General features: G+C 29.4%; 20 protein-coding genes, 5 tRNA genes, 1 pseudogene and 2 other annotated features. Of the genes and pseudogenes, 1 reads left to right on the forward strand and 25 read right to left on the reverse strand.

Annotated elements, in window-relative coordinates:
* Window positions 1-19: 19 nt before the first annotated feature.
* The 9 genes from pheT to ytxC form a co-directional block, all read right to left on the reverse strand.
* Window positions 20-2,398, reverse strand: a complete 2,379-nt coding sequence (pheT, locus tag CSGHG_RS04555) for a phenylalanine--tRNA ligase subunit beta (protein WP_010293063.1) — start codon at window positions 2,396-2,398, stop codon at window positions 20-22.
* Window positions 2,399-2,426: 28 nt separating this feature from the next.
* Window positions 2,427-3,443, reverse strand: coding sequence for a phenylalanine--tRNA ligase subunit alpha (gene pheS, locus CSGHG_RS04560; protein WP_010293064.1), 1,017 nt, complete (start codon window positions 3,441-3,443; stop codon window positions 2,427-2,429).
* Window positions 3,444-3,650: 207 nt separating this feature from the next.
* Window positions 3,651-3,876, reverse strand: a binding site (T-box leader).
* 113 nt (window positions 3,877-3,989) lie between these two features.
* On the reverse strand, window positions 3,990-4,763 hold the full coding sequence (locus CSGHG_RS04565; protein WP_010293067.1) for a TrmH family RNA methyltransferase: 774 nt from the start codon (window positions 4,761-4,763) through the stop codon (window positions 3,990-3,992).
* Between the two features lie 11 nt (window positions 4,764-4,774).
* Window positions 4,775-5,434: a potassium channel family protein gene (locus CSGHG_RS04570; RefSeq protein ID WP_010293070.1), complete on the reverse strand. Its 660-nt coding sequence runs from the start codon at window positions 5,432-5,434 to the stop codon at window positions 4,775-4,777.
* A gap of 11 nt (window positions 5,435-5,445) precedes the next feature.
* Complete coding sequence (locus CSGHG_RS04575) at window positions 5,446-6,783, reverse strand: TrkH family potassium uptake protein (protein WP_026022225.1); 1,338 nt, start codon at window positions 6,781-6,783, stop codon at window positions 5,446-5,448.
* Between the two features lie 177 nt (window positions 6,784-6,960).
* Complete coding sequence (rplT, locus tag CSGHG_RS04580; RefSeq protein WP_010293074.1) at window positions 6,961-7,320, reverse strand: 50S ribosomal protein L20; 360 nt, start codon at window positions 7,318-7,320, stop codon at window positions 6,961-6,963.
* A gap of 17 nt (window positions 7,321-7,337) precedes the next feature.
* The gene (gene rpmI / locus CSGHG_RS04585; RefSeq protein ID WP_010293075.1) at window positions 7,338-7,535 is read right to left on the reverse strand and encodes a 50S ribosomal protein L35; all 198 of its coding nucleotides are present in this window, start codon (window positions 7,533-7,535) and stop codon (window positions 7,338-7,340) included.
* A gap of 22 nt (window positions 7,536-7,557) precedes the next feature.
* On the reverse strand, window positions 7,558-8,055 hold the full coding sequence (gene infC / locus CSGHG_RS04590; protein ID WP_010293077.1) for a translation initiation factor IF-3: 498 nt from the start codon (window positions 8,053-8,055) through the stop codon (window positions 7,558-7,560).
* A 90-nt stretch (window positions 8,056-8,145) separates the two neighbouring features.
* Window positions 8,146-8,259 (reverse strand) — a sequence feature (ribosomal protein L20 leader region).
* A gap of 62 nt (window positions 8,260-8,321) precedes the next feature.
* The gene (ytxC, locus tag CSGHG_RS04595; protein WP_010293078.1) at window positions 8,322-9,221 is read right to left on the reverse strand and encodes a putative sporulation protein YtxC; all 900 of its coding nucleotides are present in this window, start codon (window positions 9,219-9,221) and stop codon (window positions 8,322-8,324) included.
* A 352-nt stretch (window positions 9,222-9,573) separates the two neighbouring features.
* Between ytxC and CSGHG_RS04600 the strand changes: the two genes are divergently transcribed.
* Window positions 9,574-10,281, forward strand: coding sequence for a DUF6873 family GME fold protein (locus CSGHG_RS04600; RefSeq protein ID WP_010293080.1), 708 nt, complete (start codon window positions 9,574-9,576; stop codon window positions 10,279-10,281).
* A gap of 253 nt (window positions 10,282-10,534) precedes the next feature.
* On the opposite strand, the gene CSGHG_RS04605 is transcribed toward CSGHG_RS04600, so the two are convergent.
* The 16 genes and pseudogenes from CSGHG_RS04605 to CSGHG_RS04680 all read right to left on the reverse strand — a co-directional run bounded on the left by CSGHG_RS04605 (window position 10,535) and on the right by CSGHG_RS04680 (window position 25,657).
* Window positions 10,535-10,608, reverse strand: a tRNA-Cys gene (locus CSGHG_RS04605).
* A gap of 4 nt (window positions 10,609-10,612) precedes the next feature.
* Window positions 10,613-10,687: transfer RNA gene (locus tag CSGHG_RS04610), tRNA-Gly, on the reverse strand.
* A 5-nt stretch (window positions 10,688-10,692) separates the two neighbouring features.
* A tRNA-Phe gene (locus CSGHG_RS04615) sits at window positions 10,693-10,768 on the reverse strand.
* A gap of 19 nt (window positions 10,769-10,787) precedes the next feature.
* Window positions 10,788-10,864: transfer RNA gene (locus CSGHG_RS04620), tRNA-Asp, on the reverse strand.
* Window positions 10,865-10,868: 4 nt separating this feature from the next.
* Window positions 10,869-10,944: transfer RNA gene (locus CSGHG_RS04625), tRNA-Val, on the reverse strand.
* Window positions 10,945-11,245: 301 nt separating this feature from the next.
* On the reverse strand, window positions 11,246-12,127 hold the full coding sequence (gene hslO, locus CSGHG_RS04630; protein ID WP_010293083.1) for an Hsp33 family molecular chaperone HslO: 882 nt from the start codon (window positions 12,125-12,127) through the stop codon (window positions 11,246-11,248).
* A 38-nt stretch (window positions 12,128-12,165) separates the two neighbouring features.
* On the reverse strand, window positions 12,166-12,903 hold the full coding sequence (locus tag CSGHG_RS04635) for a class I SAM-dependent DNA methyltransferase (RefSeq protein ID WP_010293085.1): 738 nt from the start codon (window positions 12,901-12,903) through the stop codon (window positions 12,166-12,168).
* Window positions 12,904-13,070: 167 nt separating this feature from the next.
* Window positions 13,071-13,316, reverse strand: a complete 246-nt coding sequence (locus tag CSGHG_RS04640; protein WP_010293088.1) for a small, acid-soluble spore protein, alpha/beta type — start codon at window positions 13,314-13,316, stop codon at window positions 13,071-13,073.
* An 81-nt stretch (window positions 13,317-13,397) separates the two neighbouring features.
* Complete coding sequence (locus CSGHG_RS04645) at window positions 13,398-15,062, reverse strand: peptide ABC transporter substrate-binding protein (protein ID WP_010293091.1); 1,665 nt, start codon at window positions 15,060-15,062, stop codon at window positions 13,398-13,400.
* Window positions 15,063-15,449: 387 nt separating this feature from the next.
* Window positions 15,450-17,140, reverse strand: a pseudogene (locus tag CSGHG_RS19885) (peptide ABC transporter substrate-binding protein).
* Window positions 17,141-17,555: 415 nt separating this feature from the next.
* Window positions 17,556-19,253: a peptide ABC transporter substrate-binding protein gene (locus CSGHG_RS04655; RefSeq protein ID WP_010293093.1), complete on the reverse strand. Its 1,698-nt coding sequence runs from the start codon at window positions 19,251-19,253 to the stop codon at window positions 17,556-17,558.
* Between the two features lie 228 nt (window positions 19,254-19,481).
* Complete coding sequence (locus CSGHG_RS04660) at window positions 19,482-21,185, reverse strand: peptide ABC transporter substrate-binding protein (protein WP_010293096.1); 1,704 nt, start codon at window positions 21,183-21,185, stop codon at window positions 19,482-19,484.
* A gap of 561 nt (window positions 21,186-21,746) precedes the next feature.
* Complete coding sequence (locus CSGHG_RS04665) at window positions 21,747-22,727, reverse strand: ABC transporter ATP-binding protein (RefSeq protein WP_010293098.1); 981 nt, start codon at window positions 22,725-22,727, stop codon at window positions 21,747-21,749.
* Window positions 22,727-23,752 carry an ABC transporter ATP-binding protein gene (locus CSGHG_RS04670; protein WP_010293100.1) on the reverse strand — a complete coding sequence of 342 codons (1,026 nt, stop codon included), beginning with the start codon at window positions 23,750-23,752 and terminating at the stop codon, window positions 22,727-22,729. Before CSGHG_RS04670 ends, CSGHG_RS04665 begins: the two co-directional genes overlap by 1 nt.
* Window positions 23,753-23,767: 15 nt before the next feature.
* Complete coding sequence (locus tag CSGHG_RS04675) at window positions 23,768-24,697, reverse strand: ABC transporter permease (protein ID WP_010293102.1); 930 nt, start codon at window positions 24,695-24,697, stop codon at window positions 23,768-23,770.
* Between the two features lie 12 nt (window positions 24,698-24,709).
* Window positions 24,710-25,657, reverse strand: a complete 948-nt coding sequence (locus tag CSGHG_RS04680) for an ABC transporter permease (RefSeq protein WP_010293103.1) — start codon at window positions 25,655-25,657, stop codon at window positions 24,710-24,712.
* Between the last annotated feature and the right edge of the window lie 75 nt (window positions 25,658-25,732).

Raw genomic sequence — 25,732 nt, forward strand, 5'->3', positions numbered from 1 at the left:
GTTTTGCTTTTTTCTTATTCTATCTTAATTCTGCTCCTAGTTTATGTTGAAGAGATCTTAATATTTTATCATGAACTTTATTTACATCATTGTCTGTTAATGTTTTATCCTTATGTCTATAAATTATAGCATATGCAACACTTTTCTTTCCCTTTGGAATTTGCTTTCCTTGGTAAACATCAAATAAATTACAACTTTCAAGTATTGCTCCACCTTGCTTTTTAATAGTCTCTTCAATTTCTTGAACTAAAATTTCCTCATCTACAAGTATTGCTATATCTCTAGTTACAGCTGGGAACTTTGGAAGAGGCTTATATTTTTTATCAAGTTTAGCATTTTTAAATAATACATCTAAATTTAATTCAGCAATGTAACATCTTTCCTCTACATCATAGTTTTCAGCTACATCTGGATGAACTTCACCTAAAACTCCTGCATACTCTTTACCTATATATAATGCAGCAGTCTTTCCTGGATGAAATGATGAATTTTCACTTTCTCTTTTAAATGAAACTTTTTCAATTCCTAATTCATCAGTAATATTTTCTACTACACCTTTTAAATCTAAATAATCCATTTCTCCATACATTGCTAAAGTAACTATATTTCTTTCTTCTGGCAACTCATATGAATCTTCAGTTGGTATATAAACTTTCCCTATTTCAAACAATCTTACAATATTATTACCTCTAGCATTGTTTCTTGCTAAAGATTCCATAGCAGATGCTAATGTTGTTGTTCTCATTATACTAAAATCTTCACCTAATGGATTTTTAATTTTAACTGTTTTTCTCAATTCACTGTCTTCATTTATTAAAAGCTTATCAAATATTTTAGGACTTACAAAAGAATAACTTATTGATTGGTTCAATCCACTGTTAATTAAAGTATTTATAGTTTTTTCTTCTAAATTTTGTTTTTCACTTTTTCCACTTTTCTCCGCTTCACATAAAGGCATTGTATATGGAACATTATTGTAACCATATATTCTTACTATTTCTTCTGCAATGTCTTCTTTAATATTTATATCACTTCTAAAAGTTGGAGATTTAACTTTTAAAATTTCTCTATCTATCTCAGTAGTTAAATCTAAACTATCAAGGTATTTCTTCATATCTTCTTTTGTTAATGCAGTTCCTAAAAATTTATTTATCCAATTACTATCAACTTCTAAATATTTATCTTCTTTTTTCTCGTTATAAATATCTATGGTACCTTCCATTATCTCTCCTGCATTTAATTCTTCGATTAAAGCACAAACTCTAGAGATTGCTATTTCTGTTTGATTTGGATCTAAGTCTTTTTCAAATTTTGATGATGCTTCTGTTCTTAAATTTAATTTTTTAGATACATTTCTTATGTTTACACCTTCAAAATTTGCACATTCTAAAAGAACCATAGTTGTATCATCTTTAACTTCTGAATTTAATCCACCCATTATACCTGCAAGACCAATTGTTTTTTCTCCGTCTTTTATGCATAATACATTTTCATCTAAATCTCTTTCAACTTCATCTAAAGTAGTAAACTTCTCACCACTTGCAGCTCTTTCCACAACAAAATTATTAGTTTTTATTTCTCTTGCGTCATAAGCATGTAATGGTTGACCAAGCTCTATCATAACAAAGTTTGTAATATCTACAATGTTATTTATCGGTCTAACACCTACTTCTAAAAGTCTTTCTTGCATCCAACCTGGAGATTGTTCTATCTTAACATTTTTTATACCTTTAAGCATAAATCTTCTGCATAGCTCATCTTTTATATCTACTTTATAGCTATCACAAATATTTTCACTGCACTTTGCTTTATATTCTATTTTAGGCATCTTATAAGTAGTTCTTAAAGTAGCAGCAGTTTCTCTTGCTATACCAACAACACTTAAACAATCTTGCCTATTAGATGTTATTTCAAACTCAATAACTGCACTACCCATTTTAACAACTTCTTTTATATCTACACCAATTGGAGTATCTTCTGGTAATATTAAAAGACCTTGTACTGGCTCATCTCCAGCTGTTCCTAGCTCTTCTTCAGAACAGAACATACCTTGAGATACTACACCTCTTAATTTGCCTTTTTTTATTTTAAGTCCTCCATGTAATGTAGCTCCATGTAATGCTACTGGAACTATATCTTCTTCCTTCATATTAGTTGCAGCTGTAACTATTTGTATTGGTTCTTCTTTATTAATATTCACCTCACAAATAACTAACTTTTCTGCATCAGGATGCTTCTCTATTTTTGTTATTTTTCCTGTAACTACATTTGTAATATCATCTCCTGTAATTACAAGTTCTTCTACCTTTGATCCTGATAATGTTAACGCATCTGCTAATTCCTTTGGTGAAATGTTTATATCAACGTAATCTTTAAGCCAATTTACTGGAACTTTCATTGTTATTCCTCCTTTAAATTATAATCTACTAAAATTGATTTAAGAATCTCATATCACTTTCATAAAGTAATCTTATATCATCAATTGCATATTTTTGCATAACCATTCTATCTAGTCCAAAACCAAATGCAAATCCACTATAAACTTCTGGGTCTATTCCACATTTTCTTAAAACTTCTGGATGTACCATTCCACATCCTAATATTTCTATCCAACCACTACCTTTACATACTCTACAACCTTCTCCATTGCATACAAAGCAAGTTGCATCCATTTCTGCTGAAGGTTCTGTGAATGGGAAATGATGTGGTCTAAATTTAGTTTTAACATCACCAAACATTTTTTTAGTAAATGATTCCAATGTACCTTTAAGATCTGCAAATGTTACTCCTTTATCTATAACAAGTCCTTCAACTTGATAGAATATAGGTGAATGAGTGGCATCAACTGCATCAGAACGATAAACCTTACCTGGAGCTATCATTTTTATAGGTGGTTTTTGGTTTTCCATTGTTCTTATTTGTATAGGAGATGTCTGTGTTCTTAACACTACATTATCATTTATATAAAAAGTATCTTGTTCACCTCTTGCAGGATGATCTTTTGGTATATTTAAAGCTTCAAAATTATAGTAATCCTTCTCTACTTCTGGTCCTTCTTCTATAGAAAATCCCATTGATAGGAATATTTCTTTTATATGCTCAAGTGTTAAATCTAAAGGATGTCTATTACCTATTGTTTGTTTTTTGCCTGGCATAGAAATATCTATAACTTCATTTTTAAGTTTATTATCTTTTTCTTTTTTAGCAATGTCAGTAGCTACTTTCTCTATAGACGTTTCTAAAGCACTTCTAACCTCATTGGCAAGCTTTCCAATCACAGGTCTTTCTTCTTTAGATAAACCTCCCATTCCTCTTAGTATCTGAGTAAGTTCACCTTTTTTTCCTAAGTACTTAACTCTTATATCTTCAAGGTTAGATTTTTCTACAACAGCTTTTATTTCTTCTAATGCTGAAGACTTAATTGCTTCTAATTTTTCCTTCATAATTAAATAAACTCCCTTCTTTAAAATAAATTAAACCTTTATGTAAAACTGTTATAAGTTATATAACATTTACTATCTTAATCCTAGACTAAAAATTTTAATTTAATCTTATAAATTACATAGATTTTTAAGATTAACTTTAAGTTTATGCATTTATCAAATACTAATATTTTATACTTATTTTTGCATATAAAAAATCCGCCCCTACAAAGGGACGGATATATCCGCGGTACCACCCTAATTAAACTTAAAATAAGTTTCTCTTAGTTAAAAGATATCGGTTTAACCCGCTAATTACTACCATTTTTACAACTTCACAATTAGAACTCCAGAGTGAACTTCACTATAAAACATTTCATATAAGAACTCTCAATCTATGATTCTTATTCCCTGTATGCTTTTTATACCTACTTTTCTCCTTCACAGTTTAGAGACACATAAATTAATATAATAATGCTTAGTTTATCATTTAATACAATATGCCTGAAATATTAATTTTTAAATATAGTTTCTATTATACTCATGTTTCATTTTAAATTCAACATTTTATTTAATATTTTTTTGTCTTACTGCCTCATACATCATTATAGATGCTGCAACTGAAGCATTTAATGATTCTGCTCCACCTGGCATTGGAATTTTTACCTTTTCATTGGAAAGTTCATAAATTTCATCACTAATTCCATTTCCTTCATTGCCTACAGCTATAATAACTTTTCCCGTAAGATTAATGTCATAGAAATTATTCTCAGTATCTAAAGAGCTAGTAACTAATTTATATCCACGTTCTTGTAACTCTTTTAGAAAAGATAAATCTTTATCTTCAATTATTGGAATATTAAATATTGACCCCATTGTTGATCTTAATGTTTTTTCATTATATATATCAACTGTTCCTTTGGTAATTATAATTCCTAAGCAGTCAGATGCATGAGCAGTTCTTATTATAGTTCCAAGATTGCCAGGGTCTTGAATTCTATCCACTAAAATGTATACTCCGTCCCTGTTTGATAAATTTAATGCTTTGTTTTCCACTACAGCAATAGCACCTTGAGGAGTATCTGTACTACTTATGATTTTAAAAATACTACTACTTACTGTATAAACGTCTCCTGAAAAATTTATATATCTATCATAATTTTCACTAGTACAATTTTCACTTATAAATATATATTTTATATTAAATTCAGATTTTATTGCTTCTTCTATAAATCTAAAGCCTTCAACTAAAAATAACCCTTGAGAATTTCTATGTTTTTTTTCTTTTAGTTTTCTTACATTTTTTATTAATGCATTTTCTTTACTACTAATGTACTGCAACATTTAATCCCCTATCTAATTAATTTTTCAAGATTATTTAATTGCTTAGTTTCACCTATAGCTACTACTATATCTTCTTCTTGTATTCTTTCATCTGGTGACGGAGCAACGTTTATTTCATTATGAGTTTTTATAGCCATAATATTTATTCCGTATTCTGCCCTTAAGTTAAGTTCTCTTAAAGTCTTACCATACCAAACTGGTGAACTTACAATCTCTGCAATACTAAAATCTGGAGAAAGTTCTATATAATCTAAAATATTAGAAGAACATAAGTTATGAGCTACTCTTACTCCCATATCTTTTTCTGGGAATATTACTCTATTAGCTCCTATTTTATATAAAACTTTTGCATGTAAAGCATTATTAGCTTTTGTTATTATATGTTTAACACCTAATTCTTTAACTAATAATGTTGATAATATACTTGCTTGGACATCAGATCCTATACTTATTATTGCAACATCAAAATTACTAATTCCTAATGCTCTTAAGCTATGCTCATCATTAGCATCAACTTGTACTGCATGAGTAACTTTATCAGATATGTTTTGTATTACTTCTTCATCTTTATCTACTGCTAAAACATCATTTCCTAGTGCATACAACGTTTCTGCAACAGATGTTCCAAATCTACCTAATCCAATTATAATAAATTGCTTTTTAACCATAATAATCACCTCTACCCAACTAAAATTTTATCTTCTGGATATTTTATACAAACTTTTTTATTTTTTCTTTTCTTAGCAATAGCTAAAACCAATGTTAATGGACCAACTCTTCCAGCATACATTGTAAGCGCTACTATTATCTTTCCAATAGTGTTTAACTTTTGAGTTAACCCCATAGTTACTCCAACTGTACCAAATGCTGATGTAGCTTCAAAAATATAAGACTCAAAAGGTTCTCCACTGGCAGACTGTGTTATAGCTAATAAGACAGAAACTGTAATTACTAATCCTATAGCTATAATCATAATAGCAAAAGATTTATATACTATATCTTGATTAATTCTTTTTTTAAATATAACAGTTTCATCTCTACCAGCTATAACTGATTTAACTGTCATGTAAAGTATACCAGCTGTAGATGTTTTTAATCCTCCTGCTGTAGATCCTGGTGAACCACCTATAAACATCAATATTATTGTTAAAAATATTGATGGAATAGTCATTCCAGCTACAGATATAGAGTTAAATCCTGCCGTTCTAGGACTTACTGATGCAAACATAGATGCTAAAAGTCTTTCTTTTATCCCCATATTTTTCATAGTTTCAGGATTATTATATTCAAATATGAAAAATAATATTGTTCCTCCAATTAATAAAGTAGAAGTCATAGCTATTACCACTTTACTATGTAGTGACAATTTTTTTCTATTTCTATAATTATATATTTCATCCCATACAAAAAAGCCCAATCCACCTATTACAATTAGTGCTCCTATTGTACATATTATAACGACATTGCCTCCATAATTAACTAAACTATTGAAGTTACCCATAAGATCAAATCCAGCATTACAAAATGCGGATATGGCATGGAATATACTATAGTATATACCTTTTATCAATCCAAACTCAGGTATGAACTGTGTGCTTAATAATAATGCTCCAAGTCCTTCTATGGAAAAAGTAAATATAAGTATATACTTTGCAAGTTTAACTATTCCTTGTAGCGAGGTTGAATTCATGGACTCCTGCATTATTAGCCTTTGCTGCAATGTTATTTTTTTACCTATAAGTAATGATAACATTGTTGCAAAAGCCATAAACCCTAATCCACCTATTTGTATAAGACATATTATTACTGTTTTGCCAAAATAATTCCAATGGGTACCAGTATCTACCGTAATTAAACCTGTTACACATACTGCTGATGTAGATGTAAATACTGAATCTATAAATGGAGTAACAGTACCATCATTACTTGATATAGGTAAACTTAATAATACTCCTCCCAAGAATATAATTCCGGCATAACCAATAGCTAATATCTGCATAGCTGTAAAATTTTTCATTTTAAAAAAATTACCTAGCTTTGATTTCACCAATAACACCTCTAATCATATATTTTCTCTTGAATGTAATTATATACTCTTTTTCTAAAATATTATACTACTTTTACTTATTTTCTTTAAATAATTATATAATACAAAAATGTAGCACAAGGCTACATTTTTATGTATTGTATTTAATTAAGCTCCTAATTGTTTTTTAGCAACTTCAACTAATTCAGCAAATGCTTTTGGATCATTTATAGCTATCTCAGAAAGCATTTTTCTGTTTATATCTATTTCTGCAAGTTTCATTCCGTTCATGAATCTTGAATATGAAAGACCATTCATTCTTGCAGCTGCGTTTATTCTAGCTATCCAAAGTTTTCTGAAGTCTCTTTTCTTTAACTTTCTTCCAACATATGCATTTCTTAATGCTCTTATAACTGACTCATTAGCAGTCTTAAATAACTTGCTCTTTCCACCGTAGTATCCTTTTGCAAGTTTTAATACTTTTTTATGTTTTTTACGAGCATTGATAGCTCTCTTTACTCTTGCCATTTAAAATACCTCCTAAATTATAAATATGGTAGTAATTTTTTCATTGCTTTCTCTTGAGTAACTGAAACGTATCCAGTTTTTCTAAGATTTCTTTTTGTTTTTGAACTTTTCTTAGTTAATATATGGCTTTTGAAAGCTTTTGCTCTTTTTAACTTTCCTGTTCCTGTTTTCTTGAATCTTTTAGCTGCACCTCTATGAGTTTTCATTTTTGGCATAATAAATTCCTCCTCTCAGTGTTTATGCTCTTTTTGGAGCTAATATTAATATCATATTTCTTCCCTCTTGTTTAGCTGGCTTTTCTATAGTGTAAACATCACCTAACTTTTCAACAAAAGAGTTCAATATCTTATGTCCTACTTGTGAGTTTTCAATTTCTCTACCTCTAAATCTCACAGTAACTTTTACCTTATCTTCGTCTAATAAGAATTTTTTCGCTCTATTAGCTTTTATAGTTATATCATTTTCTTCAATAGTAGCACTCAATCTGATTTCTTTTATGCTTATTGTTTTTTGCTTCTTCTTAGCTTCTTTGTCTTTTTTCTGTTGTTCATAGATAAACTTACCAAAGTCCATAATCTTACAAACTGGTGGTTTTGCATTTGGAGAAATCATAACTAAATCTAATTCTTTTTCCTCAGCAATTCTTAATGCTTCCTTAGATGTTAGAACTCCTAATTGCTCACCCTCATCAGTAATAACCCTAATTTCTTTTTCCCTTATGTCTTCATTCATCATGAAGTCTTTATTTTTACTAATAGCAATTCACCTCCTGGTGTAATATATAGAATATATCTTAAATATATTTCTAACACTGATTATACTTATATAATAATAAAAGGACGGCAAAGCCGTCCTACTGCATTCATAGAATAAATTTACTACAGTGTAACCTTACTAGCATAACTGCAAGGTGAGAAACGGCTGTTTCTTCTTGTTTAATCTCTTATTTATTTCAACATCATGTATTGTAACCTAATTTTCTTTTAATGTCAATACTTTTTTTAAACTTTTAAATAGCTTTTTATTTGCTTACATTTTATACACTCATCACAAAAGGAAACTCTATCACCAAATACTTTTTTTATAGTTTCTATAAGTTCCTTACTTTTACAATTTTGAACACAATGTATTATAACCTTTTGCGGTGCTGTTGTAATCAATCCACTTATTATTAAATCTTCAATTGTTACATTCAAATTTAAATTATCTACAGAAAGTTCATCCATTATACTTCGAAGAACATCTTCACCTAATTTATCCACAAGTGCATAATTACCATCATTATTTATGATTATATGAAGTTCATCTATTTTACTTTCTTGGACATCTATAAAATATTTTAATAATTTTATAAACTCATCATACTCTTTTTCAACCATAAATTTTTCCACTATTTTTTCAATAATATCTTGTATTTCGCATGAAAATTGTTTCATCCTAAATTTTATAAATCCATCTATATTTATATCACTGTTTTCTTCTAAAAATAAAACTATTTTATCTACAATATCATTTTTTCTATTCATATAGTAAATCATATGTTCATTTATTGGACTATTTTCCTTTTGTAAAATATTTAAAACTTCCTTCTTTATTTCTATAATATCTTCACATTTTAAAAAGTAAAAATTATCAACTAAATACTTAGAAAGATTTTTTTCACAAAAGTCATCTACAAGCTCTTTAAACAAAATATTTCCTATATACAAATTAAACATTTTTTGAAATTTTACATCATAATTTTCGTCATCACAATAAATCTTTATAATATGGTGTTTATTTTCTATACTTTCAGAAACTCCTATTCTTACGCCTTTAATTTTGAAATACTCTCTTGCATTTCTTATAGCATCTATTAAATAATCTCTAGAATTCTCTTTTATAAGTGTTAGCATCAACATATAGCTCACTCCTTTTTAGTATGGTAACTACCTAACTATAAAAGCTATAACTTGTAAACATATTATTTAAATGATAATATATAAAAAATTATATTTCGTAATTATTATGTGTTTTATAACAATTCATATACATTAATATTTTTAACAATTATCGACAGCTAAATTATAAATTTTAAAATTAAAATACTTCAACTTGAATTTATAATTTATCCATTTATCAAATGAGAAATCTTTATATACTTAATTCTATATTAGTGTATAGTTACTCTTCTCAATTGATAGTAAAAATTTAATGTATAAATTAAATTTAAAACCTCTCAATAAAAATAATCAAAGAAAGAAGTGTTCATCATTGAAATTAGCATTAGTTGATTTTAGAATTTCTCAAGAAGAAATTAGAGCTCTTGAAAATTTGAATTGTATAGTAATGAAATGTCCTCCTTGTAATAAACTTTATGATGCAGTTTGTGGACATCCCGATATGCTCATAAATGTAATTTCTAATAAAAAATTAATGGTACATCCTGATATGAATACAGATTTTATTAACATTTTAAAAAACAAATATAATATATCTTTTATGTATTCAAATAATAGACTTACAGATAATTATCCTCATGATATATTTTTAAATGCAGTAAATTTAGATAACTATTTTATACACACTTTAAAACATACAGATAAAAAACTTTTGAATTTAGTTTCTCACAAAAATTTAATAAATGTTAAACAAGGATATGCTAAATGTTCTACTGCAATAATAAATGAAAAAGCATTGATAACTACTGATAAATCTATTTATAATGCCTTATCACATTATGATTTAGATGTTTTGTTACTTCCATCAGGAGATATAATTCTTCCTGGTCTAGATTATGGATTTATTGGTGGAACCTGTGGTCTACTAGATTCTAAGCATTTAGTCTTTTATGGTTCTTTAAATCAATATAAATTTAAAGATAATATTCTAAGATTTTTAAATAAACATAATGTCACACCTGTTTATCTATCTGATACCAAACTAATAGATAGAGGAAGTATTTTCTTTTTAGATATTTAGGCTTTTAGATTAGACTCTTAATTTATTATATTTTGGTTTATAGTTTTTTGTTAAAAATTAACTTCGACTTTTAAATTTGTAAATTTACAAATTTTAAACTTAATTAAACCTCTTTGAAAGTTACATTTGAAATTTAATAGTTTATTTAAGACTAATTAATTTTTAATGTAGCTTTTACTCTAATTTTTGTAAATATGTATTAAAATAATTTTTTAAACACAAAAAAACTCATTACACAAATGTAATGAGTTTTTGGAGGCGCCACCCAGATTTGAACTGGGGATAAAGGCTTTGCAGGCCTCTGCCTTACCACTTGGCCATGGCGCCAAATTGGAGCGGAAGACGGGATTCGAACCCGCGACGTTCACCTTGGCAAGGTGACGCTCTACCACTGAGCCACTCCCGCATTTTTGGTGGCTCGAGCAGGAATCGAACCAGCGACACGAGGATTTTCAGTCCTCTGCTCTACCGACTGAGCTATCGAGCCTAAAATTTATTTAATTAAATGGCGACCTAGAAGGGACTCGAACCCTCGACCCCCGGCGTGACAGGCCGGTACTCTAACCAACTGAGCCACTAGGCCAAAATGGTGGTCACAACAGGGTTCGAACCTGTGACCCTCTGCTTGTAAGGCAGATGCTCTCCCAGCTGAGCTATGCGACCATCTCTTGTGCTCTCACCGAGCACATTTACATAATACAAAATCTTTAACCATATGTCAACACTTCAGTTATTAATTATATTAATTTATTTTTATTTTTCTTTTATTTTATTGTTGTTTCTTTATTTTTCTTTATAATCTATTTTTTATATATAATGCTTAATTTTTCTTTTTATATTCTATGATTTAAAAGTATAAGATTCCAATTTTTTAATTTAACTTCAATACTTTAAACAATATACTTATCATAAGTTAAATATTTATTTTGGAATCCTATATCTTAAATTTTAGGTTTTTATGTTATTATTTCTCAATTTCTTTTAATAATTTACCTATATCTTCTTGAGTAAAATCATAGCTTTTATTACAAAAATGGCACTTAAGTTCTTCTGTTTTTCCATCATCATATATTTCTTGTAAATCTTTTTTTCCTATACTTATTAATGCATTTTCAACTTTTTCTCTTGAACAATCACACTCAAACTCTAAAACACCCTCATCATAAAACTTTACATCCATATCATCAAATAAAGAATTTATAATATCCTGTACTGTTTTTCCATCACTTATCATTGTTGTAACTGAAGGTATTTCTTGAAGTCTATAACTTATAATATCTGCTACAAAATCAGATGCACCTGGCATCATTTGTATTATAAATCCACCAGCAGCTTTTATACTTAAATCTCTATCAACCAAAACGCCAACTGCTACTGCTGAAGGAGTTTGCTCTGAAACAGTAAAGTAATATGCTAAATCATCACCTATTTCACCAGTACATATTGGCACTTGACCTACATATGGCTCTTTTAGTCCCATATCTCTTATAATTTGTAGATATCCATCTGTTCCTATAGCTCCACCTACATCTACTTTTCCTTTACTATTTAAAGGAAGATCTACACTAGGATTTCCTATGTATCCTTTAACTTTTCCATCGGTATGAGCTGTTACAACAACACCTTTTGCCTCTCCCCCTCCATTTATTTGCAACGTTAAACTATCATTTTCTGATTTTAACATAGCACTCATAAGACCTGCTGATGTAAGCATTCTTCCTAGTGCCGCAGATGCTGTCGGTGTGCAATTATGTATTTTAGTAGCCTTTTGTACCATATCTGTTGTTATAGCTGCTATTATTCTAACCTCTCCATCTTTAGCTGTTGCTCTTATTATCTTATCCATAAATATCCAACCTCCTATTTGCAATTAATATTAAAACATTATTTTCTTACTACATAAGTTATTCTTTCACTATCTTTTGTTATTTCTTTATCTTCATAACAATCTAATATGCAATTTACTTTAAATCCTATTTTATTTAGAACATTTAATATAAATTTACTTTCATATGCTCTTTCTACATGTTCTTCATCAAACCTTTTATAAACTTGTCCTTCTTTAACAAAAAATGTTAGATACATATTTACTATGTCATCTTCAAGATAATTTTCCCAAATATAGACAACATCTTCACTATCATAATTAAATACATTATTGCCTAATATATTTAATAATTTATTACTAGAATTCATATCAAAAATGAAAGTTCCACCTATATTTAACACTTCATAAACACCTTTGAAGTAATCTTCTAATGCTTCTTCTTCTATTATATAATTAGTAGAATCTAAACAACATGTAATAAGATCAAATTTATTTTTTATTTTCAAATTACATATATTTTGACAAAGCACCTTTGCTCTTATAGACTTTTCTCTTAATTTTTCCTCTGCCACAGTAAGCATTTCTTGAGATAAGTCTACAGCATATACATTCTGAAATTTTTCACCAACCTCGACAGTTAAATTTCCAGTTCCACAAGCCAAATCCAAATAATTTTTTCTTTCTATATTAAGTTCGTCACATATGCTTAATATTTTAGTTGCCCATTTTTTATAATCAACGTCTCCATATATAAGTTCATCATAAATAGTAGCAAAATCTTTATAACAACTCACTATTGACCCTCCATTCTTTATATATTATAAATATATCTTCGTTTTAAAATCTATTGCAATTATATATTAAAAACTTCTTATTCTATACAATTTATAAGATTTAATGTTTATAGCTTTTCTTAATATATAATACTAAATTGTTAAAATACGCACAAGAAGGTTTTTTGTTAATCATTTATTTCATTATTTTTGGGTATTTTAAGTTGCTTTTTCTTTTTAGTCATTAAACCACCTATTCTACCACTTTCTTCTGTAGTCAAACTGCTCCAACCATGTTTTTCAACTTTATCTTTAAGACCTAACTCTTCTGCTATTTCATATTTCATTTTTTCTCTTAATTTTTCATAAGGAGTTAGTTCTCTATTACTTTTCAACTTTGCTTTTATAACTTTTTTTAATGGTGTTTTTCCCATAAAAACCCCTCCTATCGTATTAATATTCTTTACGATAAAAGGATTTTTATACATAAAAAGACTTGCAAAACGCAAGTCCTTTTATTGTTCAATATAGGTATATTTAAAATCTATAGTTCCCCACATAGGTCTAGTAAAGTTTTTAATTTCTTTTCTAACATATATATTCCTTATCTTCCATAAGCATGGACTAATAACACTATCTTCTTCTACCAATATTTTTTCCGCCTCATTAAATAATTCCATTCTACTCTTTTGATTATTAGTTCTAGAAGCTTCTCTTATTAATCTATCATACTTTTCATTAGACCAACCTGTTTGTATTATCCCAGCTGTAGATGACCATATATCAAAAAACGTGCTTGGATCATTATAATCACCAATCCAACTTTGAGCTGCCATTTGATAATCCATAGCCCTAGTTTTCTGTTGAAACTCAACCCAACCAACATATTCTATATCTATATTTACACCTAATTTTTTTTCAAAAATACTCTTTTCTAACTCACTATAATATTTAGATTTCTCATTTATTTCTGATTGTAAATATTTAAATGTATGATTTTTAGGATCTGGATCTAAACCAAGCTCCTTAAGTCCTTCTATTAGCAATTGTTTAGGATTATCATATTTTTCCTTCAAGTTATTCACTGGGAAATAATTCACATTTGTTCTATATTCTTCATTCCCTAATTGAACACCTGGTGGACACCAACCTAATGCTGGTTCTGCTAAATTTTCGAAATCATCTTCACAGGCTTCTTCTCTTGCAGCTGCAATTATAAATGCTTTTCTTATTTTATTATTTTTAAAATATTCATCCTGTTGATTAAATATAGTATAATTTACTGAACCATCATAACCTTTTTTTATATTAAAGCTATTACTATCATTTAACTTTTCAATAGTTATTTTGTCATAAACATTTGCTATGTCTAAATCGCCGTTTAAAAGTTCATTCATTTTTCTCTCTTCATCTTTTACAACTTTCATTGTAATTTTTTCTAATTTAACGGATTTTTCATCCCAATATTTTTTATTTTTCACAAGTTGAATCTCATCATCATGAGTCCAACTAGATATAATAAAAGGTCCTGTGTAAACCATATATTGTGAATCTGATCCATATAGTTCCCCATATTTTTCTACTATATCCTGTCTTTGAGGTTCCATAACTTTAAAATAAGTTAAGTTTAAAAAATATGCCGTTGGTACTTCTAAAGTTATTTGTAATGTAGATTCATCTATTTTTTTTACTCCTAATTCTCTTTCAGAAACTTGTCCTAAATTAAAATCTTCCGCATTTTTTATTGGATATAATAGGAATGCATATGGAGAGTTAACTTTTGGAGATAGTGTTCGTGTTATCCCATATATATAATCCTCTACATTTACCGGCTGACCATCACTCCACTTCATATCTCTTAACTTAAAAGTCCAAACTAACCCATCATCAGATACAGACCATTTTTCAGCCCCTGCCGGTTTTATAATATCTTCACCATTTGCATCAACTTCTATTCTAGTAAGCCCTTCCATAACATTAGTTAAAACTTGAGATGAATAAGTATCTACTGTTTTTGATTGATCTAAAGTTTTTGGATCTGAATCTAAAAGCACTTGGAGATGATTTTTATCCTCTTCTACTATTTTATCCTTATTTTCTTTTCCTTTATTACATCCCACTAAAGCAATCATACAAAGAATAACTGCAATAGATATTTTAAATATATTTTTAAACTTCATCTCTACTACTCCTTAACTTATATTAAGACTCTGTTAAATCTTTTTACACTTTTAGCAAAATAGATAATTTTCTCATAATTAATGTGATATCTCTTTAAAAATTCCTTAATTCATCACTTCATAAAAATATCTATATATTAATTATATATTAATTATATGTAAATATTCAATTATATTAATATATTATCATATAAATCTTATAAGGGAAATAATCTTAATTTTTTAATACATCCCTTTAAAATTATATAGAGCTTGAAATTTCAACTTATACTTTTATCAAGTGAAGATTTTTAGTTTAAACAAAACAATTTAATAGGTGAGCATTTACAATTTAAAATAAGAAAAAGTGACGCACACAACGCCACTTTTCTTATTTTTATAGTTATATTATTCTCTTCCTGAAGTGTAAACATTTTTTAAATCAGGAGTTCCAAATGTAGGAGATACATATCCTTTAACAAACTTACGAATATATGTGTTTTTAAATCTCCATACCCCTTGAGTTATAACTGCATCATCAACTAATAGTAATTTTTCTGCTTCTGCAAAAAGTTTAGCTCTTTCTTCACTATCCATTGTTTCAGTTGTTTTCTTTATTAACTCATCATATTTTTCACTTGTCCAGCCTGTTGGAACTATTCCAGCAGTAGACATCCACATATCAAAGAATGTCATAGGATCATTATAATCTCCACCCCAAGCTTGAGAAGCTATTTGGAAATCTAATTGTTTAGTCCTATCTTGGAATATCGGCCAATCAACATACTCAACTGTTAAGTTCACGCCTAAGGCTTGTTTAACATTTTGTTGTTCAAATTCAGCAAATTGTTTATTTGTAGCACTTGTTCCAGATTCTAAATATTTAAATGTGTGTTTTGATGGATCTGGATCAAGACCTTCTTCTTTCAATCCTTCTATCAATAAAGCCTTTGGATCAGAATTTTCTTTTTTAATTTCATCTAAAGCATTAAATTTAATTTTCTCTCTAAATTCAACATCGCCAATTTTAACAGCTGGAGGACACCAAGCTGTTGCTGGTTCTGCTAAATTTCTATATAAAGTAGAACAAGAACCTTCTCTATCCTTAGCAATAGCATATGCCTTCCTTATTTTTTATTTTTAAAATACTTATCATTTGTGTTAAACATTGTGTAAGTTGTTGAGCCATCATAGCTTTTCTTAACTTCAAAGGCATCCATTTTATCAAGTTTTTCTATCCACTCCGGTTTAGAAACACTAGCTAAATCTAAAGACCCATTATATACTTCATTCATTCTTGCACTTTCATCTTTTATAATTTTCATTGTAGCTTTTTGTAGCTTAACATTTTCTGCATCCCAATACTCTGGATTTTTTTCTAATTCTACTTTATTGTTATGAACCCATTCTTTTATAACAAATGGTCCACAAAATACCATTGTATTTGCATCTGTACCATATTTGTCACCAAATTTTTCAACTATATCTTGTCTTTGAGGCTGCATTACTTTAAAGTATGTTAAATCCAAAAAGTATGAACATGGATTTTCAAGAGTAAATTCTAGAGTTTTATCATCTATCTTTTTAATTCCAACATCTTCTACTTTTGCTTTTCCTCCGTTATAAGCTTGTGCATTTTTAATTGGATATAATAAGAATGCATATGGTGAAGCTACCTCTGGATTTAAAGTTCTTGTTATACCATAAACATACTGCTCTGCTGTTACAGGCTGTCCATCGCTCCACTTCATATCTCTTAATTTAAAAGTCCACTTTAATCCATCTTCTGATTTTTCCCAAGATTCTGCTCCAGCTTCAATTACCTTATCTTGTCCATTTTCATCTACAGTTAGTCTTGTTAATGCTTCATTTACATTTGCTAAAACTTGAGACGAATATAAATCCGTTGACTTAGATTGGTCAATTGTTTTAGGCTCGTCCTGTAATGTTATATTAACATACTGATCCTTATCTATTTTTTCTTTACCATCTTCTGCAGCATCCCCAGTACCTTTTCCAGCACTTCCACATCCAGTAAATACCATTGACATAGTCAATGAAAGTGTAAGTAAAGCCGCTAATATTTTCTTGCTCTTCATAAGATTTCCCCCTTTTATTACCATTACGCACCATTACAGGTAAAAGTAAATCAACAATTTACTTATTGCTAACTAGCGTATATTGTAAAGTTTATTTTTTTAATTTAAAATTACCTTATACTTATGATTATATATATACATTTAAATAAATCAATAACATTGTCACATTTTTTACAATATTTTAAAAATATATACATTTGCATAACATTTAATAAGAGAAGTTCATTTTTAAACTATTTTATTAACTTTTTAATAACTTTATTAATTTTTTTAAAATATTTCTACAGATTTCTTGCTTTAATATTATTTTTTTACATATAAAATTGCCGTTTTTTATATTTTTTAATTTTTAATTCTTAAATTTAAAAGCGATCTCAAAATAATCTTTTATTTTGAAATCGCTTGTTTTATTTATCTATTCTCTACCTGATATATAGGTATGTTTTAATTCTACTTCACCCCACATTGGAGACATATAGTTTTTAATATAATTTCGAACATAGGTATTTTTAAATCTAAACACTGTTGGTCCTATAACAGCCTCATCTACTAGTAACAACCTTTCCGCTTCTTCAAATATTTTAGCTCTTTCATTCTGATCTGTAGTTTGACCTGCTTTCTTTATTAACTCATCATATTTTTCACTTTCCCATCCGTTAGGAGCCATTTTAGCAGTTGATATCCACATATCAAAGAATGTGTTTGGATCATTATAATCACCAAGCCAACCTTTATGAGCCATTTGGTAATCTAATTTATTAGTCCTTTCTTGGAATATCGGCCATTCAACATAATCTATATCTACATTTACACCTAAAACACTTTTGAAATTTTGTTGCATAAAATCACCAAATTCTTTGGATCTAGCATCAGTTCCAGATTCTAAGTATTTAAATGTATGCTTTGCTGGATCTGGGTCCATATTTTCTTCTTTAAGACCTTCTACTAATAATGCCTTTGGATCTGTAGTTCCTTCTTTCTTTAATTCATCTAAGAAATTAAAATCAACTTTCTTTCTATACTCTTCTCCACCAATTTGTATTCCTGGAGGACACCATGCCGTTGCCGGTTCTGCTAAATTTCTAAATAAAGTTTTACTCATTCCTTCTCTATCCATAGCATAAGTAAATGCCTTTCTTATCTTTGCATTTTTAAAATATGGATCTGTAAAATTATATGCTATATACCATGCAGTACCATCGTAACCTTTTTTAACTTCAAAATTATTAGTTTTATCTAATTTTTCTATCCATTCCGGTTTAGAAACACCAGCTAAATCTATAGATCCATTATATAATTCATTCATTCTTGAACTCTCTTCTTTTATAATCTTCATAGTAACTTTTTCTAACTTTACTGCATCTTTATCCCAATAGTTAGGATTCTTAACTAATTCAACTTTGCTTTGATGAACCCAATCAGTTATCATATAAGGACCTGTAAACAAGAACGTATTTGCCTCTGTTCCATATTTGTCTCCATGTTTTTCTATTAAATCCTTTCTTTGTGGTTCCATAACTTTAAAATAAGTAAGCTCTAAGAAATAGGTACATGGTGCTTCTAGCGTAAATTCTAAGGTAGATTCATCAACTTTTTTAAGTCCTAAGTCTTCTGCTTTAGCTTTTCCTGTATTAAATGCCTGTGCATTTTTTATAGGATACAACAAATACGCGTATGGAGAACCGGTCTCTTTATTTAAAGTTCTAGTTATACCATATATATAATCATCTACAGTAACCTTTTGTCCGTCGCTCCAATTCATATCTCTCATTTTAAAAGTCCATTTCATTCCATCTTTAGACATTTCCCAAGATTCTGCACCAGCTGGTACAATTGTATCTTTTCCATCCTTATCTACTTCTAAACGAGTTATAGCTTCCATTGCATTTCCTAAAACTTGAGACGACACTGTATCTGTTGCTTTAGATGGATCTAATGTTTTAGGTTCTGCACCTAAAATCATATTTAAATATTGATCTTTATCCATTTTTGCTTCTTCTTTATTGTCATTTTTACTATTCTCACCTTTTTTTACATTTCCGCAACCTGCCAAAAAAACAGACATTCCTAAAGAAATTGTTAATAAAGCTGCTAATAACCTTTTCCCTTTCATATTTTATACCCCCTTAGATTTTTTATTACTCTCTTAATATATATTCTTAAACACCGTAAGTAATTCTATTTTTTAAGTTTTATTAATACAGTTTAAACCATATATTAATAGTTAAACCATTTTATTCATAGCCAATAAAAATTTCACCATTATGTATTATTCTAAATTTGTATTTTAAATGTTTTTAAAAGGGCCATTCCACAGCTGGAATAGCCCTTAACTTTTTTATTAACGTCCTGAAGTATATAAATATTTAAGATCCATAATTCCAACGCCAAATGTTTTTGTTGTTGCATTTTTTACATACTTACGAACATATGAATTCTTAAATCTATAAACTGTTGGACTAAACACTGCTTCATCATAAACTAACATTTTTTCTGCCTCTGCAAATAACTTAGCTCTTTCTTCTGGATCTATAGTTTTAGTTGTTTTTTGTATTAATTCATCATATTTTTCATTTTTCCATCCACTGTGCACAACCCCAGCTGTGGACATCCACATATCAAAGAATGTCATAGGATCATTATAATCTCCTGTCCATCCCATTGAAGCTATTTGATAATCTAGTTGCTCTTCTCTACTTTGGAAAACAGCCCATTCACAAAATTCTGATTTTATATTAACACCTAATACACTTTGGAAATTTTGTTGTTCAAAATCAGCAAATTCTTTAGAGGTTGCATCTGTTCCTGCTTGTAAAAAGGTTATTGTATGCTTAGATGGATCTGGATCTAACCCTAATTCTTTTAATCCTTCTATAAATAAAGCTTTTGCATCTGGGTTTTCCTTTTTAAGCTCCTCAACAGGATTGAACTCAATTTTCTTTCTATACTCTTCATCACCAATGAAAACTGCTGGAGGACACCAAGCTAATGCCGGTTCTGCTAACCCTTTATATAAAGTTTCGCACATACCTTCTCTATCTGTTGCTAGCATAAATGCCTTTCTTATTTTTGCATTTTGGAAATATTTATCCTTGTGATTAAAGAACATATATGCTGATGAACCATCATAACTTTTTAAGACTTCGAAGTTGCCACTATCATCAAATTTCTTTATCCATTCTGGTTTATTAACTCCAGCCATATCTAAAGAACCATTATAAAGCTCATTCATAGCAGAACTTGTTTCTTTTATAATCTTCATTGTAGCTTTTTCTAATTTAACATTTTCTGCATCCCAGTATTCAGGATTTTTTTCTAATTCAATCTTATTATTGTGTACCCACTCTTTCATTTTAAAAGGTCCACATGACATCATAGTCTCTGCTTCTGTTCCATATTTATCTCCATACTTTTCTATTACATCTTCTCTTTGTGGTTGCATTACTTTAAAATATGTTAAATTTAAAAAGTAAGAGCATGGATTTTCTAAAGTAAATTCTATAGTTTTATCATCTATAGCCTTTACCCCTACATCTTCCAATTTACCTTTTCCACCATTATATGCTTGTGCATTTTTAATTGGGAACAATAAGAATCCATATGGTGAACCAACATCTGGGTTTAACGTTCTAGTTATACCATAAACATATTGTTCAGCTGTTACTGGCTGTCCATCAGACCACTTCATATCTCTTAATTTAAATGTCCATTTTAGTCCATCTTCTGACTTTTCCCAACTTTCTGCTCCAGCTTCTTTAATTACTTCCTTGCCATTTTCATCAGTTTCTACTCTTGTTAGCGCTTCATTTATATTAGTTAAAACAATAGATGAATATAAGTCACTTGATTTTGATTGATCTAGTGTTTTAGGTTCTTGAGTTAACCACGTATTTATATACTGCTCATCATCAATTTTTGATTCTTCTTTATTATCCCCACCTGCTGCATTGTTATCATTTTTTTTACTTTCCCCACAACCAGTTAAAGCTAAAGATGCAGTTAAGGAAAGTGTTAATAAAGCTGCTAATAATCTTTTACCTTTCATAAAAATAGCCTCCCTTTTATTAACCTAAGCAAATGAATAATTCACTTGGCAATATTATATACTTATATATATTTGAAAAGAATTTAAAAAATTACTTTTTTTTACTTAATTGTAATTTTTAATTATACATATAGCGTATATTAAAGCTCTACTCAAATCAAGTTACTTTTTTATGAACTTTGAAATAATTTAATAATACAAATTCATATTTCTGAATATATCAAAGCTATTTATACTGTTGAAAAGGTTTTTACACCTCTTTTCTTTATTTTATGACATTTTTTTTTCGCTTCGTTGCATCTTATTTTAGTTAACAATCTTTATTATTTATTTAAAAAAGAAAATGTTTTGATATTTTCTTATAAGAAAATATAACATTTTTAAACTTTTCTATGCAAATATGAATATTTATATACAATTTTAAACATATGTATAATTCTAGCAACTTTATTGCAATAAAATATTTTCCTTTTAAACTTTTATTACATTAAAAGAAGAATGGCTTAAAATGAATAAATTCATTTTAAACCATTCTTTTTTATAAAAACTTCATATCATATTTTATAATAAATGACATGCTACAAAGTGGTTTGGTTCAACTTCTTTGAATTCTGGATTTTTTTCACTACAAATAGGTTTAGCATATCTACATCTAGCCGCAAATCTACATCCTGGTTTTGGATTTATAGGACTTGGAACTTCTCCCTCAAGAGCTATTCTATTCTTATTCCTTCCAATTTCCGGGTCTGGTATAGGAATTGCTGAAAGTAGCGCTTGAGTATATGGATGCAATGGCTTTTCGTATAAATCATGACTTGATGCAAGTTCAACCATAGTACCAAGATACATAACACCAACTCTATCTGATATATGCTTAACCATAGATAAATCATGGGCAATAAATAGATAAGTTAATCCCAGTTCCTTTTGTAATTTTATAAGTAGATTTACTACCTGAGCCTGTATTGACACATCTAGTGCAGATATAGGCTCATCACAAACTATAAAATCTGGTTCTATAGCAAGAGCTCTGGCTATACCTATTCTTTGTCTTTGTCCACCTGAGAACTCATGTGGAAATCTTGACGCGTGCTCCTTATTTAATCCAACCAATTGTAAAAGGTGATATATTTTATCAGTTCTCTCTTGACCACTATATAATCCATGTATGTCTATACCTTCACCAATTATATCACCAACAGTCATTCTAGGATTTAATGATGCATATGGGTCTTGGAATATTACCTGAGCTCTTCTTGCAAATTGCTTTTTTTCTTTTTTATTTAACTTACTTATATCATGACCATCAAATAATATTTCTCCATCTGTGGCTTCATAAAGTCCCATAACTGTTCTACCACAAGTTGTTTTACCACAACCTGACTCACCAACAAGTCCTAAAGTTTCACCTTTATAGATATGAAAACTAACATCATCAACAGCTTTTAGTGTAGCATTTTTTCCTACATTAAAATATTTTTTTAAATTTTTAACATTTATTAAAATTTCATTATTATCTTTTTTTCTTCTATCACCAGCCATTACTCTTCACCTCTTTTCAGAACTTCAGGAACTTCAACCTTAGGTGCCATTGAATGTTTTAACCAACAAGCTACTTCATGAGTATCACTAATAACTGTAACCTCTGGCATTGCTTCTCTGCAAATTCCCATACAATATTCGCATCTAGCTGCAAAAGGACATCCAACAGGTGGCTTTATCAAATCTGGAGGTGTTCCATTTAATGCATATAATACATCTTTATTCTTAGTATCTAATCTAGGAACTGATTGCAATAGCGCCCAAGTATATGGATGCTGTGGATCATAGAATATTTCATCTAAATTTCCTCTTTCTATTATTTGTCCTGCATACATAACTTGAATTCTATCAGCAACGTCTGCAACAACACCTAAATCATGAGTTACCAAAATAACAGCTGTTCCAAGCTTTTCTTGTAAATCTCCTATAAGATCCATAATCTGCGCTTGAATAGTAACATCAAGAGCAGTAGTTGGCTCATCTGCTATAAGAATCTTAGGATTACATGCAAGTGCTATAGCTATCATAGCCCTTTGTCTCATACCACCTGAAAATTCATGTGGATATTGATAAGCTCTTTTATCTGCATTAGGAATATTAACAAGATCAAGCATTTTTATAGCTTCTTTCATAGCCTCATCTTTACTCATTCCTCTATGAATAATTAAACTTTCTGATATTTGTTTTCCAATTGTCATAGTTGGATTCAAAGAAGTCATAGGGTCTTGGAATATCATAGATATATCCGCACCTCTAAGCTCTCTTAATTGTTTTTCATCCATATCTAAAACACTATTTCCATCAAATTCAATTTTACTTCCTTCTTTAATTTCTGCTGGCATCGGCTCTGGAAGCAATCTCATTATAGCTTTCGCTGTAACAGTTTTACCACAACCAGATTCTCCAACTACTGCCAATGTTTCACCTTTATTTAAATGAAAGCTTATACCTCTTACTGATTGAACTTCACCAGCATAAGTATGAAACGAAACTCTCAAATCTTTTATATCTAATATTTTTTCCATAGCTATTCCCTCCTACTACTGACGTAATTTTGGATCTAATGCGTCTCTCAGACCATCTCCAAGTAATTGGAATGATAGCATCGTTAAAGAAATCGCTAATGCTGGGAAGAACAATTGCTCTGGATAGAATATTAAGTTCTGTTGAGCAGCTGATGCCAATGCACCCCAGCTTGTGTCTGGTGATTGTACGCCAAGTCCAATATAACTTAAAAATGCTTCACCAAATATAAATCCAGGTATATCAAATGTTATGGCAACAATCATAACACCTAGTGTGTTTGGTATTAAGTGTCTTGCTATTATTCTTGATGAACTTGCACCTAATGCCTTTGCTGCAAGAACATATTCTTGCTCTTTTATTTGTAATAATTGTCCTCTGACAAGTCTAGCCATATAACACCATCCTGTAACGGTCATGGCTAAAATCAACGCTCCAATTCCCTTTCCAAATATCAAAGAAAATAATATTACTATTATTAAATAAGGTATACTTACTAATATTTCTAATATTCTCATCATTATATCATCAACTATTCCGCCAAAGAATCCTGAAACGCCACCATATATAGCACCAAGAACTGTATCTATAATAGCTCCAACAATACCTATAAATATAGATACCCTACCACCTTGCCACACTCTTCCGAAAGTATCTCTTCCTAATTGATCTGTACCAAACCAATACTGTGAATTTGGTGGTTGATTTACTAAATCATTGTTTGTAACTTCAAAACTTACCCCAGATATAGCTCTTGCTATCATAGGACCTATAATAACCATTATAGTTAAAGCTATTAATATACAAAGCGATACTATTGCAACTTTGTTTTGCTTTAATCTTCTCCAAGCATCTTGCCAATAAGTCATACTAGGTCTTAAAATTAAATCTGAATCTAATTCTTTACAACCTATAATTTCAAATTTTTCTTTTGATAATCCTGCCATAATACACACCCCCTATTTTTTTCCACCTGAAACTCTGATTCTTGGGTCAACTAATCCATATACTATATCTACTACAAATAGTGAGAAAATAAATAAAAAAGAAATGAATATTGTTTGTCCCATAACCATTGGATAATCTCTATCGTTTATTGATGAAACGAAATATTGTCCTAGTCCAGGTATAGCAAATATACTTTCAATAACAAATGATCCTGTGAATATATTTGCAATTTGAGGTCCTAATAATGTTATAGCTGGAAGTATCGCATTTCTTATAACATGCTTCCATATTAAGCTTACCTTTGAAACACCTTTAGATTTTGCAGTTAATATATAATCTTGTCCTATTACATCAAGGCAATTTGCTCTCATATATCTTGCATAAGTCGCTATAGATCCAAAACTTAATGCTATAGTTGGAAGTACTGTGTATTTAAGTCCACTTATTCCAAATCCAGCCCAACCAGTTGATGGTAATAGCATCCATTTAACTGTGAAGAAGAATTGTAATAATGACCCTATTACGAAACTAGGTACAGAAATACCTAAAATCGCTATAAACATAACTACATAATCAGGCCATTTCCCCCTATTAAACGCCGCTATAATACCTAATAAAATTCCTAAAGTAAATCCTATTGCTATAGCTTGTATTCCTATTTTAGCTGAAATCGGTGCATAACTTGCAATAGATTCTGTAACACTTCTTCCTGCATAAGTTATAGACTCTCCTAAATCTCCATGTAGTGCATTTGTTATAAATTTTTGATATTGCACTATTACTGGCTCATTCAAACCATACTTTTGATAATAGTTTGCCTTAATTTGCGGTGGCAAATTTCTAGCCATAGAAGCCAGCGGGTCACCTGGTATAGCATGTATTAACATAAATGTTATTGTTATAGCTATAAATAGCGTTACAAACATGTACCCCAGTCTTTTTAACGTAAATTTTAACATCACATCATCCCTCCATTAAAATAAAGTGCTTGCAACGAACTATTTTATAAGTTCGTTGCACTTTTATTGTAAAAC

This window comes from Clostridium senegalense JC122, assembly GCF_000285575.1.
Lineage (GTDB): Bacteria > Bacillota > Clostridia > Clostridiales > Clostridiaceae > Clostridium_J > Clostridium_J senegalense.

Coding starts and splice junctions, on each gene's coding strand:
- pheT (WP_010293063.1), bottom strand. CDS start 2,398: ATGAAAGTTCCAGTAAATTGGCTTAAAGATTACGTTGATATAAACATT.
- pheS (WP_010293064.1), bottom strand. CDS start 3,443: ATGAAGGAAAAATTAGAAGCAATTAAGTCTTCAGCATTAGAAGAAATA.
- CSGHG_RS04570 (WP_010293070.1), bottom strand. CDS start 5,434: ATGGTTAAAAAGCAATTTATTATAATTGGATTAGGTAGATTTGGAACA.
- CSGHG_RS04575 (WP_026022225.1), bottom strand. CDS start 6,783: ATGAAAAATTTTACAGCTATGCAGATATTAGCTATTGGTTATGCCGGA.
- rplT (WP_010293074.1), bottom strand. CDS start 7,320: ATGGCAAGAGTAAAGAGAGCTATCAATGCTCGTAAAAAACATAAAAAA.
- rpmI (WP_010293075.1), bottom strand. CDS start 7,535: ATGCCAAAAATGAAAACTCATAGAGGTGCAGCTAAAAGATTCAAGAAA.
- infC (WP_010293077.1), bottom strand. CDS start 8,055: ATGATGAATGAAGACATAAGGGAAAAAGAAATTAGGGTTATTACTGAT.
- ytxC (WP_010293078.1), bottom strand. CDS start 9,221: ATGTTGATGCTAACACTTATAAAAGAGAATTCTAGAGATTATTTAATA.
- hslO (WP_010293083.1), bottom strand. CDS start 12,127: ATGGATAAGATAATAAGAGCAACAGCTAAAGATGGAGAGGTTAGAATA.
- CSGHG_RS04640 (WP_010293088.1), bottom strand. CDS start 13,316: ATGGGAAAAACACCATTAAAAAAAGTTATAAAAGCAAAGTTGAAAAGT.
- CSGHG_RS04645 (WP_010293091.1), bottom strand. CDS start 15,062: ATGAAGTTTAAAAATATATTTAAAATATCTATTGCAGTTATTCTTTGT.
- CSGHG_RS04655 (WP_010293093.1), bottom strand. CDS start 19,253: ATGAAAGGGAAAAGGTTATTAGCAGCTTTATTAACAATTTCTTTAGGA.
- CSGHG_RS04660 (WP_010293096.1), bottom strand. CDS start 21,185: ATGAAAGGTAAAAGATTATTAGCAGCTTTATTAACACTTTCCTTAACT.
- CSGHG_RS04665 (WP_010293098.1), bottom strand. CDS start 22,727: ATGGCTGGTGATAGAAGAAAAAAAGATAATAATGAAATTTTAATAAAT.
- CSGHG_RS04670 (WP_010293100.1), bottom strand. CDS start 23,752: ATGGAAAAAATATTAGATATAAAAGATTTGAGAGTTTCGTTTCATACT.
- CSGHG_RS04675 (WP_010293102.1), bottom strand. CDS start 24,697: ATGGCAGGATTATCAAAAGAAAAATTTGAAATTATAGGTTGTAAAGAA.
- CSGHG_RS04680 (WP_010293103.1), bottom strand. CDS start 25,657: ATGTTAAAATTTACGTTAAAAAGACTGGGGTACATGTTTGTAACGCTA.